A 12,318-nucleotide genomic window follows, 5' to 3' on the forward strand; every position below is an offset into this window, starting at 1 on the left:
CGGGCATTGATCTGCCGCTGCCGACATGAAACGCTTTCGCGACTACTCATGGCTGGTATTTTTCATGAAGCTGATGAGGGCGGGACAAGGACGCCCCGTCGCGCTCGCGGTGCTGCTCGGCCTGAGTCTGCTGAATCTGTACAGTGAATCGCCCGGCGTGATCCCACGACCGGCGCTCCTCGACAAGCTCGACGACATGGTGCCCGATACGTTCGGCACGGCGCGGCAACTGCTATTCGATCACTACCAGCGCCGTTTCCCACGCGTCCCCGCCTCGCAGCCCGTGATCATCGTCGCGATCGACGACAGGACGCTCGCGGCCGTCGGTCAATGGCCGTGGCCGCGCAACCGGCTGGCGAACCTCGTCGATGCGATCGCGGCGCAAAAACCGCTCGCGATCGGTCTCGACATCTACATGCCGGAAGCCGATCAGACCTCGCCCGACAAGGTAGCCGACAACCTGCCCGACTCGGCCGCCGCGCTCGCGGCTGGCTTGCGCGCGTTGCCTCGCCACGAGACCACGCTCGCGAACTCGCTGCGCGCGGCGCCTTCGATACTCGGCGCCGCCGCCGTCGATCACCCCGCGTTCGACACCAGCACCGACCTTCGCAGCGCGCCGATTCTCGTGCATGGCGCCGATCCGCTGAACCGGGTGAAACGGTACAACTACGTGCTCGCGAGCCTGCCGGAGTTGCAGGCGGCGGCGCACGGACAGGCGATGCTGAACGTCGCGCTCGAACAGGGCACCGTCCGGCGCATACCGCTCATCCTCGGGTTGGGCGACAAGCTCGTGCCGTGCATGCCTATCGAAATGCTGCGCGTCGTCACAGGCTCGGCGGCCGTCAATGTGTATGCAAACACGACGGGCATGCAGTCAGTCGGCGTCGCGGACGTCCAGGTTCCGACGCAGCCCGACGGCGACATCTGGCTGCATTTCGCGTCGATACGCTCGACGCAGCATCGCTACGTCTCCGCACGCGAAGTCATGCAAGGCCAGGTCGATCCCGAACGCTTTCATAACAAGCTGGTGCTGGTCGGGCTGACGGGAACAGGCAACACCGACATGCGCACGACCGCGCTAGGCGAACTGGTGCCGGGCATCGAGATACAGGCTCAGATCATCGAGACGATTTTCGACGGGCGCTTCCTGCGCCGCCCTGTCTGGCTCAAGTGGGCCGAGACGATCTTCGTCCTCGCATTCGGGATTCTGATCATCTGGTATCTGCCGCGTACGGATTCGCGTCTCGCGGCATTCGTGCGGGCCGTGCCGAAAGCGTCCGCAGTCCTCGGCTTGCTGCTCAACCTGCTGTTGCTGGCGAGTTGCCTGCTGCTGTTCAAATACTTCGGCTTGCTTGTCGACGCAGCGTCGATTTTCATCATCCTGTCTGCGGTGATGGGCTGCTTCTTTTCGACCGCATTGCTCGACCTGGGCGTGCAAACCAGGCGAGAAGCGAAGCGCCGGCGAGCCAGCGCTCCGCGATCTGCGGATCAGCTTCCGCGATAGACCGGACCCTGGCTATCGGCAGGTGCGCGGCGGCCCGACTGCGTGGTCATCGTTTCGTCGCCGCCGACGCCGGCGCGCTGTTGGTCCGCCACATTGGCCTGGGCTGCTTCCGCCGCCAGTGTTTGAGCGCTTTGGCCAGCCTGCGAAGCCGGTGCGCCGACGTCCGGGCGATAGTAAGGCGCAGGACCGTAACCGCTTGCGAAAGCGGGTGCTGCCAGCGACGCCGAGCTTGCGATGAGCAAAGTCATGATGAGTTTCGACTTCATAAGGACTCCAATTAAATCAATGAACGGATCGACGCGCAAGGACGAGGTCCATTGCGTCGTGTCGTGTTCAATGTTGATGGGACGATGTGCAGGGCCGTCGTGCGGCACGCTGCCAAAGAGGCTCAAACGAACAACACTTTCCAGGAATCTGAGCAATGCTGTTGACGCCTTGGCGGCCTCGCCAAACTGGCCGTCGTTGTGCCCGCGGCTACCAATGCAGGGCTTGTGCCAGCCGGGCTATATTTGCCGCCGCTTGCCGTCAGGCAGTTGAAAACAAAGAGTATTGCTGCATTGAAAAGCGAATCCGTTCAGCTCGCAAGGCGTGCCGTTGTCGGGCCGCGACCAACTGTTCTTTATTTTGATGTACGCGGCCGCCCAACAGAATGTGATCGCAGCCGATGATATCTTTAACGAAGCATTGAATGACACGCTGATGCCGCGCGACAGGATGCATGCAATGGGGCCGCGAAACGCGACGCTCGATGCGTGCGCATATCGCGGCCCCTATCAGGCACTTGCTGAAAATCAACGCCCTATTGCGGCTCGTACCACGAATACGTCGCCAGTGTATTCACCGGCTTGCCGATCTGCAGCGTGATATCCCGATGCGAGATCAACTCGATACTGCGCAAATCGCCTTCATAGCGCCGCACGTCGCCGTTGTCATTGATGTACGCGACGACCGTTCCCGTTACCCCCGCGACGTTCGTGCTCGACAGCGTTTGCCCCCAGATATCGAAGAACTGGCCGAGCGTGAAAGTCTTCAAATTCGGCGTTTCGATGTGAATGATCCCCGTCGAATCGTGCGTGTGCATCTCGTAGTTGCACTGCGAGACAATGCCAACGTTCGCGGGCAACGCGAGCCACTCGCCGTCGCTGACGATCGCCAGATGCGCATGCACGTGGTACAGCTCGCTCATGCCCGACGCGCAGATCAGGCCGTCGACATCGGCGCCCGTGCCGCCCGTCGACGTGTTGCCGTTCTGCCAGTGCGGGGTGCCGACGGTGCCGCCGTATGCCAGCACCGTCTGGTTGGGATCGAAAGACGGCGGATCGGTCCAGGCGAACGTGGGAATCTGTCCGAGCGGCGAGCCGATTTCTATGGACAGTTCGCCGTGCGCGGGCAGCACGAGACTGGCGGGATCGCCCGTATATTTGCTGAGCTGGCCACCGTTGTTCACGTAGACGGTGATAGGCGTCGACGTCAGTCCCGCAACGTTCGTCGACGTGAGCGGCTGACCCCAGATCGCGAAGAACTGGCCGAGCGTGTACGACGCATTCGAGCTCGCGTCCATGCGGATCTTGCCCGTTTCGTCATCCGTGTGCAGCGGATAGGCGCAACCCGTTTGCGCGGCCATCGTAGGCGCGACGGTGCCGATGTTCGCGGGCAGCGCGAGCGGCCTGCCGTTCAGATAGATCGACAGATGCGAGTAGGTGTAGACATTGCCGCGCGTGCCGCAATTCAGGCCGCTGACAGGCTGGCCCGTGCCGCCCGTCTGCGTCGATCCTGCGGGCCAATAGTCGTCACCGACCTTGCTGCCGTCGACGAGCGCGGTCGCGTTTGCCAGCGTCGGCTGGCTCGTGTTCGCGCTTGGCGCGCCCGGCGAGTTGCCCGATCCACCCCCGCCTCCGCCGCCGCAACTCGCCAGCATCAGAATGGCGCCAACCGTGACGATCCGTGAAACGATGCCGTACGACATGTCGATCTCCACCTCTGTAATGGAAGTAACGTGCCGTTGCACGGCATCTCGTGATTGCCCAACTGCGCGAGCGCGCGTCGCGCTTGTACTAGCCGCCTTGCCGCGTGCCGCTAACGAATGCCCTGAGCCGACGCAACAGCGCCGACAGCGGACCTTCACGACGACGTGTTTGCGCCTGGCGATGCGGCATGCGCTGCAGATCGTGCCAGTCGGTCTCCAATGAGCGCGCGTGGCTCGCTGGCGTAAACGGCCACACGGTTGCCGACGCGCGCACGATGCGCGTCACGGCCTGCCCGTTCTCCTTCGCGCTGTCGAGGTAGGCGTTGATCGCCGCAGCCTCGCGCTCGGCGGCTTCCCGGGACGTCGTCGCAACGAAGTCGTCCAGCCCTTCGATATGAACGCACCAAAGCTGCTCGCTCAAGACGCGCTCCTGATGAACGGAGGCTTGATCTTCCTCTTGCGGCCGCGCGCGCTGCGTGTGAACCGAAGACTTCCTGAACGTAATTGCATGAGTCATGTATGGCGCACCTGCTCAAACAAGGCGTTGAGCCGTTCCTGCTTGCATTGGGGGGAAATACGGGACCTCGACTGCCGCGATAAAGCGCAATACGCGACTGCACTCAATACGCGTTCTGATGAGCAATGCCTTTGAAGATCGTCGCGAGGATGATCCGCAGATCCAAAGCGAAAGACCAGTTGCGCAGGTAGTACAGATCGTGCTCGACACGCCCTTCCATCTTTTCGATGCGGTCGGTTTCGCCCCGGAATCCGTTGATCTGCGCCCAGCCCGTGATGCCCGGTTTGATCCGGTAGCGATGGATGTAACCGGACACTACGTACTGGTACTGGTCGTCGTGCTCCAGCGCATGCGGACGCGGCCCAACCACCGACATATCGCCGCACAGCACGTTGAAGAATTGCGGCAATTCGTCGAGACTCGTCCGCCGCAAAAAGGCCCCGACGCGCGTGATACGCGGATCATCGCGTTTGGCCTGCTCCAGCACGCCCGCCTTCTGCTGATGCAGGCGCATCGTGCGGAACTTGTAGATCGTGAACACGCGGCCATCCGCGCCCTTGCGCTGCTGCCTGAAGAACACAGGCCCGCGCGAACTCAGCTTCACGGCGATCGCGCAGCCTAGAAGAATCGGCGAAATGGCGAGCAACGCGCAAAGAGCGAAAAGGCGGTCGAACAGATCCTTCTTGATCATCGCGTTCGGCGGGAGCGGCGACGCGGCGAGATTGATCGTCGGCTGATCCAGCACACTCGTCACGCTTCCTTCGAATAGCGCAAGCGCGCGCACATCCGGCATGAAACGAATGTTGATCAGGTCATTGCGGAACTCGTCGACGAGCTTCAGGATCGTGCGTTCTTCCGTCAATGGCAACGCTAGCCATACTTCGCCGATGTTCTGCTCGCGCACGTATCGGGCAAACGCCTTGTGCTCGGAGAACGTCGGCACACGCGGCGTCGATTTGGACTCCGGCCGCAGATTGTAGATCGCCCACGGCCGGAAACCGGATGCGGGTGCACCGTCCATTTTTTGAATGATGTCGTTATAGTGGTCTCCACACGCAGCAATCGCAACCGGCTGCAAATCCATTCCAGCATGGCGAGCGCGTCCAATCACGCTATGCAGTACAAGACGGCTCGCAATGAGCGCGCTGCCCGAAATGGCCGTCCAGTAGACGAACCACAGGCGCGACACAACATCGATCCGGTGCAGCGAGAACATCAAGGCCATTGCGCATCCCTGCACGATCAGCCAGCCTAATGCCACTTGCCCCGTCAATACCCGTTTCGAACGCCCACGCCACGATTCATACACGCCGAGCGTGGGAAATATGGCGAGCGAGAACGCCGCAGCAAACGCGACGAACGCGAGATAAAACCCCCGCTGCGAAACGTCGTCGAAGCGGATTTGCGACGCCACGAGCGCACCCGTCACGATCAGCGCGACGTCGAATAGCCGCGCCAGCAGACCTGTCAATGCACGCATCACACACCCCCTTTAAGCAAGCACTTGTTCACCACGGCCGCTCAATTGCAGCGGCCGTATTTGTCATCGAACCGCACGATGTCATCCTCGCCGAGATACGCGCCGGATTGCACCTCGATGATCTGCAGCGGCACATGGCCGGGGTTCTCGAGACGGTGCTGCACGCCGATCGGAATATAAGTCGACTGGTTCTCGCTCAGCAGGAACTGCTCGTCGCCGCGCGTGACGAGCGCGGTGCCACATACGACGATCCAGTGCTCCGCGCGATGGTGATGCATCTGCAACGACAGCCGCCCGCCCGGACTCACGACGATGCGCTTGACCTGAAAACGCTCGCCGTGATCGATCGAGTCGTAAAAGCCCCACGGGCGCCGCACTTTTCGATGGTTATCGGCTTCCGGCGAGTTCGTCTGCCGGATACGCGACACCAGCCCCTTGACGTCCTGCACATGCGATCGGTCCGCGACGAGCACGGCATCGTCCGTTTCGACGACGACCAGATCGCTCGTCCCCACGCACGCGACAAGCCTGCCGCCCTGCGAGCGCGCATAAGTAGTCGTTGCGCCTTCCATCAGCACACGGCCGTTCGCCACATTGCCGAACTCATCCTTGTCCATTGCCTGCCACACGGCATCCCATGAACCGAGATCGGACCAGCCGGCTTCGAGCGGCACCACGACAGCCGTGAAGGGCGACATGGGCTTGCCGAGTTGCTCCATCACCGCATAGTCGATCGAATCGGACGGACAGCGCTCGAATGCATCGGCGCCCGGAACGATCTGCCCGTCGTCCCGTTTCGCGCTCGCGTGAGCCTGCATGCACGCCGCGTGCATGTCCGGCTGGAATACGTTCAGCGCGGCAAGCCATACTGAGGCGCGCACCACGAACATGCCGCTGTTCCACCAATAGCCACCCGATGCGACGTATTGCGCGGCCAGTTCGGCAGCAGGCTTTTCGACGAAGCGGTCGATACGATGCGCGCCATCCGCCAGTTGCGCGCCGAGACGGATATAGCCGAAGCCAGTGTCGGCGCTCGTCGGCGGGACGCCCAGCGTGGCGATCTCGCCCTCCTCTGCGTGGAGCGCCGCGAGTTCGATGGCACGATGCAACGCGGGCACGTCTGCGATCGCGTGATCGGCGGGCATCGCGACCAGAATGGGATCGTCGCCATCGGCACACGCAGCCAGCGCCGCCAGCGTCAACGCGGGCGCCGTATCGCGCCGCGCCGGCTCGACGACGACGCATGGCTTTACGCCACACTCTCGCGCCTGTTCGGACGTCGCGTAGAAATGCTCAGCGCCGCAGACGATCACCGGTTCCGCTGCGACGTCCCACGTCTTTGTGAAGCCGTCCATCCGCTTCATCGTGGCCTGTAGCAGCGATTGATCGCCGACCACATCGATCAGCTGCTTCGGATATTGCTCACGCGATATGGGCCAGAGCCGCGTGCCCGACCCGCCTGCGAGAATGACCTGCACGAGGCGTCGACAACGGGTCGCCGTTTCGGCAACCGCAGCGGCGACGTTCTGTTGTTCGGCATGTGTAATTCGTGTGTTCACTTCAATCTCCCTGGTATTGAAGTCTGGAAGTCCGGTCCTCAGCGCCCATGGCTGTCCGGGCGACGTTGATATGACCCAACCACCGGCTTTTTATCTACACACCTTGCGCGCGAATCTATCGGGTATTGACGCGGGATTGTGATGGCCGCAGATCGCACCGGCCGCGAATGAAAGGCGGCTCCTAGGAGGGCGCCCGTCTCGCGTCGTGCTCGCGCAACCTTGCAAGATGAAGGAAAGATCGAAGTTCCGGCAACGGCGTATTCAACGACTCGCAGCCATCGTATTCAACTCGACCTGAGATCAATGATAGACACGTTGCACTGCGACACAGCATCTCTGGCGCAAACGGTTGATGTTATGGCCTGTCACGCAGAGCCTTTCTGATAATGGCTAATATCTGGCGGCTTTATATTTTTTGAGAAGCGATTCGAGCTTGGAAATGAAGGGGTAATCGTGTTACGTTGTGCGTAGAAGGTGTTCGTTTTCTTATCCCGGTTTCGCGGGGCATCTGCCACTGTGATCCTCCGGACACGCGAACACCACACATCAATAGCAAGTCGCAATTCCATTCTGGCGGGTGATCGGCATATCCGATCACTCGCCACGCGCAATGTCGGATCAAAACGCATCCACCATTGACATGCGCCACCTCCACCAGCGGATGTGCAACTCTATTCTTCACGAGAGTCGAAATGGCTTACATATCGGTATTGGCGCTATTCCTGACTGTTACCAATCTGATTCCGCTTAGCGCAGTGGGATTTTTGCCGATCATCTTCTGCGCGTGGCGTTTTTTCGGCAGAAGCTACCCGTCTTTTATGGCGCCGCTGACGGCACTGACGCTATTCGCGCTCGTATCGACACTGCTCTACGACCCTCACTCGCTGACCGAATTCGATTTTTACCGACGCGACGGCAATTTTTTCATCGCCTATGCGCCTATTTTTGCCGGCTGTCTGTACGCGCATCGCTGGGACATGAACAAGCTGCTTCGCGCGTTCTTCGTGTTTGCGGTTGTCATCAATATTCCGCCTTACGCGCTCTATCTCGCGCAGAATGGTTTGCTCAGCATCTTCAAGCATCCCGACGACAGCTTCGGCAGCTTCTTCATCGCCCGTAACGCGGCAGGCGGCTTTCTGGCGATGCTGTTCTGCCTCGGCGTGGCCTGCTATCTCCAGCGGCGCAGCAAGATCATGCTCGCGCTGATCGCGCTGAACGGACTGATGCTCTTCTCGACATATAGCCGCGGCTCGCTGCTGGGCGCCTTCGCTGTGCTCCCGTACCTGTACTTCGGACGCAAACGCGTGATTCTCGCGACGCTGATCTCATGCCTCGTGGTGGCGTCCCTTGCGATGGCGATGTATCACACGCGCTCCACGGTCGACTACATGGGTTACACCTTCAGCATCCAGAACCAGGACGCCAAGACCGCGAATCTGGACATTCGCTATGAATGGCTCTGGCCAAGAGCGCTCGCCTATTTCCGCCAAAGCCCGATCGTGGGCATGGGATTCGGTTCATTCGACGACCAGATACGCAACGTCGTCTCCTATTTCGGCGTGCTGGGCGTGCCCTCCGACATCATAGTCGAACACAGTGACTCGCACGCGCACAACTCGTATCTGAACTTCCTTGCTGAACTCGGCGTGGTGGGCCTCGCGCTGATGCTGGGTTTTTACTGGAAGCTCGTCAAATGGAGCCAGGATGGCGCCGCGCGCAGCGCATTGGTCGAGCACGGGCGTAACTTCGCGGCATTCCGCTTCGTCGAGATTTCGTCCGTATGTCTGCTCGTCATGGCCGCGACGGAACATCGGCTGGTCTCGCCGTCAAATGTTCTGATTCTTTCTCTCGTGATTTCGCTGCTGCTCGCGTCGCGACCCGTGCGCGTGGTGAATCCTGCATATGGACGGGCCCGCGTTCCGGACGCGCAGCCCCTTATCGACACCGCGGGCAAGCTTATCCAACGGCAACCGGGCGCAGCATCCCGGGCTCGTAAACCAGACGAAACCAAACGAATAGCCCGATATGTGGACAGTCCTTTCCAACCTCGGCGATGCCGCAGTCACGTTGCCCGTGGCCATCGTGTGCGCAATCTGGATTGCAATGAGTGATGTGAGGCTCGCATTGCGCTGGGCGCTCGCGCTGAGTTGCGGCATGCTGCCCGTCGGCGCGACCAAGATCTTGTACTACACATGGGGGGTTGCGCTGCCGTTGGCGCACTTTCGCGTCATCAGCGGCCATACGATGCTGTCGACGGCCGTGTGGGCCGTCGCGTTCGCGCTGCAATTGAGATGGTGGCGGTTCCCTGCTTATCCAGGCATCATCGCTGGCATCGCCGCTGGTCTGCTTTTGGGCGCACTGACAGGGGCTTCGCGCGTGCATGGACATTCGCACTCGATCGCCGAAGTCTGTGTGGGTTGGGTAATCGGTGCAAGCGTCGCTGCGGCGTTCCTGCGGACCGCGCTTCGCGTCGAATTTCGACGGCTTCGGCCTGCAGGGTCGACGATTTGCCTGTTAGCCGTATCGACGTTGACCTATGGGCATACAGCGCCGTTCCAGGACCTCATCAAGGAGAACTCTGCTGCGCTGAGAGAAAATACGCCTGCGCTCGTCTGCGCGCTTTCACACGCGCGACCGGGGCAACACGGATAAGCGCCCGCGCAAGCGCTTCAGACGAGCAGATGCCGCTCGCGCTCTTCGTCCGTCAATGACACTTCATCTTCAATGGCATACGCATGCGCGGGATCGGTGAGACTATCCGGCAACCGGTCTTCGATGAATGACGTCAACGCTGTCTTGAACCGCTCCGACGAAAAGCGCTCCGCGTTTTTGCGGCACTGACGCGCATCGAACAGACGGGAGTACTTTTCGAACCTGTCCACAGCTTCCAGCAGCGATTCAGCCGTCTGCTCCTGGAAGAATACACCCGTGGGCCGTTCGCGCGGCAAGCCGAGCACCGACTCCAACGCTCCGCCCCGCCCAAACGCGACGACGGGTGTCCCGCACGCCTGCGCTTCGACGACCGAAATGCCGAAATCTTCTTCTGCCGCAAACACAAAGGCACGCGCGCGCTGCAGATGATCGACCAGCACGTCGAACGGCTGATGGCCGAGGATCGTGACGTTATCGCCCGCGGCAGCCTTCACCTTCTTCATATCCGGCCCATCGCCGATCACGACCAGTCTGCGCTCCGGCGTCTGCGAGAACGCCTTGACGATCAGATCGATGCGCTTGTAGGGCACCATGCGAGACGCCGTGACGTAGAAGTTCTCCTTTCCTTCACGAACCGGCATATGGCTGAGATCGACGGGCGGGTAGATGACGGTCGCATCGCGCTGATAGGCTTTTCTGATCCGGCGCGCAATGAACTTCGAATTGGCAAGAAGATGGTCGACGCCATTCGCGGAGCGCGAATCCCAGCCACGAATGTAGTGCAGCAGCACACGGGCCATCGCCGATTTGACGCCCGCCGTCAGACGCGACTCTCTCAGGTACTGATGCTGAAGATCCCACGCGTAGCGTATCGGCGAATGCACATAGCTGACGTGCAACTGGTTCGGTCCTGTCAGCACGCCTTTCGCTACCGCGTGCGAACTGGAAATGACGAGGTCGTAGGCTGACAGGTCGAGCTGTTCGATCGCAATCGGCATCAAGGGCAGATACGCCCGGTAGCGTTTGCGCGCGAACGGCAAGCGCTGAATGAACGAAGTGCGGACCGGCTTGCCTTTTATGCATGCGCGGTCCTCCATGAAATCGACCAGTGAAAACAGGTCCGCGTTCGGGAAGCACTCGATAATGTTCTGCAGTACCTTCTCAGCACCACCCGATACCACCAACCAGTCATGAACAATGGCAACTTTCAACGCGACCTCCTTGTGTTCATCGAGTCCGTCCGTACTTTCCCGGTCCTTTCGTGCCGGACCCCGTCAATCCGCTTCGTCCAGAAACAAGGCATCACTCAATCCTCCTTGCCCGCGCCAGCCTGACCGCGTGTTCCCCACGCGACTCGCGCTATCGCGATAGCACGCCCCGCGCCCGGCACGAGGGTAATCAGTTCCTGGCGAACCATGATGGTCAACAGCATCGCCGACAGCGAGAGCTCGCCGATTACGCGAGCGAATGCCATCCCCTCCGCGCCGTATCGCGGGGCGAGATAGAGTGCCGCGAGCAGATTCGCGATGCCGGAAGCGGCGCCTGCAATGGCTAGCACGCGATCTTTCTTGCGCGGCACGAACACGTAGAACGCAGCGAATTCGTTGAAGGCCGCAAATGGAAACATCCATGCGAAGCACTGCAGTACATGCCCACTCGGCGTGAACGCTTCCCCGAGAATCAACGGCAGAACGATGGGCGACAACGTCAACGCGCCACAAAAAACCAGCAGGCCATAGCCCAGCATCAGCGTCGCGCCGCGCCGCGTGGTCGCGTGCGCGCCCGCCTTGTCTCCCTGCGCAAGCTGGCGCGAGATCGTCGGAATGAACACTTGCGATGCGGGCCCCATCAGGCTCAACCCGATCGTCGCGAAGCGCTCCGCTGCGCCGAAATAACCCACCTGGGCTGGCGTGGAGAGCAGCGTCAGCAAATACGTCGACGATGCAGTCAGCACGACCGAACCCGACGAATAGCAGAACAGCATCGTCGAGCCTTTTACGAGCGACGCGATGCCGGAAAACGAAAGATGTGGCCGCCCCAGCTGATACGTCGCCAGCGCATAGGAGATGGCCAGAGACAGCACGCCCGCCGTCAACAGACTACCGACGACCCAAACCGAGTCCGCGGGCCCTCTCACGAGGCACAACACGAGCACCAGACTCACCGCAAAGCCGAATACCTCGATCATGATCGGCGTGCGGAAATGGTGACGCCCTTGATAGAGCCAGCCAAGATTCAATGCCGACACGACGCCCAGCGTGGTCGCCAGCAAACCGATGAGCGGCCGCTCCGACAACGTCGGTGAACAAAAGGTCGCAACGACGCCGATGCACGCACCCAGCGCGCACAATGCAAGGCGTGCGCTCGTATGCAACGAGTAAATGGCGTTGCATTCGCTGTTGTTCTGAGCCTTCGATATCTCGCGCATGCCGACGAACGTGAATCCGTAGCTCGCCAGCATCCAGATGACGTTCATCAGCGACATCGCCGCGAGTACACGCCCGTATTCGGCGACGCCAAGCACGCGTCCGTAGAACGGCACGACGATGATGAGGTACACGTACCTCATCAGATAGCCGCCGTAGACGAATGCTATGACGTTAGCGCTTTTCTTACCATCCATTCCCACCTCTCCTGTAT

The 12,318-nt window shown here is 60.8% G+C and carries 10 protein-coding genes; 3 read left to right on the forward strand and 7 right to left on the reverse strand.

Translation table 11 applies throughout. The features are described from left to right. The first annotated feature begins 64 nt into the window (after positions 1-64). Complete coding sequence (locus tag H1204_RS24255; RefSeq protein WP_243468653.1) at positions 65-1,504, forward strand: CHASE2 domain-containing protein; 1,440 nt, start codon at positions 65-67, stop codon at positions 1,502-1,504. Here H1204_RS24255 and H1204_RS24260 read toward each other — a convergent pair. The 5 genes from H1204_RS24260 to H1204_RS24280 form a co-directional block, all read right to left on the reverse strand. After that, positions 1,489-1,770 (reverse strand): hypothetical protein, encoded by a 282-nt coding sequence (locus H1204_RS24260; RefSeq protein WP_180733293.1) that lies wholly within the window; start codon positions 1,768-1,770, stop codon positions 1,489-1,491. The genes H1204_RS24255 and H1204_RS24260 overlap by 16 nt on opposite strands. A 533-nt stretch (positions 1,771-2,303) precedes the next feature. Beyond that, positions 2,304-3,470 (reverse strand): hypothetical protein, encoded by a 1,167-nt coding sequence (locus H1204_RS24265; protein ID WP_180731097.1) that lies wholly within the window; start codon positions 3,468-3,470, stop codon positions 2,304-2,306. 88 nt (positions 3,471-3,558) lie between these two features. Continuing rightward, positions 3,559-3,891, reverse strand: coding sequence for a hypothetical protein (locus tag H1204_RS24270; RefSeq protein WP_180731098.1), 333 nt, complete (start codon positions 3,889-3,891; stop codon positions 3,559-3,561). Between the two features lie 199 nt (positions 3,892-4,090). Continuing rightward, positions 4,091-5,467 carry an undecaprenyl-phosphate glucose phosphotransferase gene (locus H1204_RS24275; RefSeq protein WP_180731099.1) on the reverse strand — a complete coding sequence of 459 codons (1,377 nt, stop codon included), beginning with the start codon at positions 5,465-5,467 and terminating at the stop codon, positions 4,091-4,093. A 41-nt stretch (positions 5,468-5,508) separates the two neighbouring features. After that, entirely contained in the window at positions 5,509-6,945 is a 1,437-nt protein-coding gene (locus H1204_RS24280) for a mannose-1-phosphate guanylyltransferase/mannose-6-phosphate isomerase (protein ID WP_180733294.1), read from the reverse strand. Positions 6,946-7,718: 773 nt separating this feature from the next. On the opposite strand from H1204_RS24280, the gene H1204_RS24285 reads away from it, so the two are divergent. Beyond that, complete coding sequence (locus H1204_RS24285; RefSeq protein WP_243468654.1) at positions 7,719-9,137, forward strand: O-antigen ligase family protein; 1,419 nt, start codon at positions 7,719-7,721, stop codon at positions 9,135-9,137. Beyond that, positions 9,052-9,678, forward strand: a complete 627-nt coding sequence (locus tag H1204_RS24290) for a phosphatase PAP2 family protein (protein ID WP_180731100.1) — start codon at positions 9,052-9,054, stop codon at positions 9,676-9,678. Before H1204_RS24285 ends, H1204_RS24290 begins: the two co-directional genes overlap by 86 nt. Positions 9,679-9,695: 17 nt before the next feature. On the opposite strand, the gene H1204_RS24295 is transcribed toward H1204_RS24290, so the two are convergent. Next, positions 9,696-10,889, reverse strand: a complete 1,194-nt coding sequence (locus H1204_RS24295; protein ID WP_180731101.1) for a glycosyltransferase family 4 protein — start codon at positions 10,887-10,889, stop codon at positions 9,696-9,698. Positions 10,890-10,984: 95 nt separating this feature from the next. Continuing rightward, complete coding sequence (locus H1204_RS24300) at positions 10,985-12,301, reverse strand: lipopolysaccharide biosynthesis protein (protein WP_180731102.1); 1,317 nt, start codon at positions 12,299-12,301, stop codon at positions 10,985-10,987. Positions 12,302-12,318 lie beyond the last annotated feature (17 nt).

The organism is Paraburkholderia sp. PGU19 (genome assembly GCF_013426915.1).
In the GTDB taxonomy this organism is placed as follows: domain Bacteria; phylum Pseudomonadota; class Gammaproteobacteria; order Burkholderiales; family Burkholderiaceae; genus Paraburkholderia.

Excerpts from the sequence above, each read along its gene's own strand:
- H1204_RS24290 (WP_180731100.1), top strand. The coding sequence starts at position 9,052 with ATGTGGACAGTCCTTTCCAACCTCGGCGATGCCGCAGTCACGTTGCCC.
- H1204_RS24285 (WP_243468654.1), top strand. The coding sequence starts at position 7,719 with ATGGCTTACATATCGGTATTGGCGCTATTCCTGACTGTTACCAATCTG.
- H1204_RS24260 (WP_180733293.1), bottom strand. The coding sequence starts at position 1,770 with ATGAAGTCGAAACTCATCATGACTTTGCTCATCGCAAGCTCGGCGTCG.
- H1204_RS24300 (WP_180731102.1), bottom strand. The coding sequence starts at position 12,301 with ATGGATGGTAAGAAAAGCGCTAACGTCATAGCATTCGTCTACGGCGGC.
- H1204_RS24275 (WP_180731099.1), bottom strand. The coding sequence starts at position 5,467 with ATGCGTGCATTGACAGGTCTGCTGGCGCGGCTATTCGACGTCGCGCTG.
- H1204_RS24255 (WP_243468653.1), top strand. The coding sequence starts at position 65 with ATGAAGCTGATGAGGGCGGGACAAGGACGCCCCGTCGCGCTCGCGGTG.
- H1204_RS24265 (WP_180731097.1), bottom strand. The coding sequence starts at position 3,470 with ATGTCGTACGGCATCGTTTCACGGATCGTCACGGTTGGCGCCATTCTG.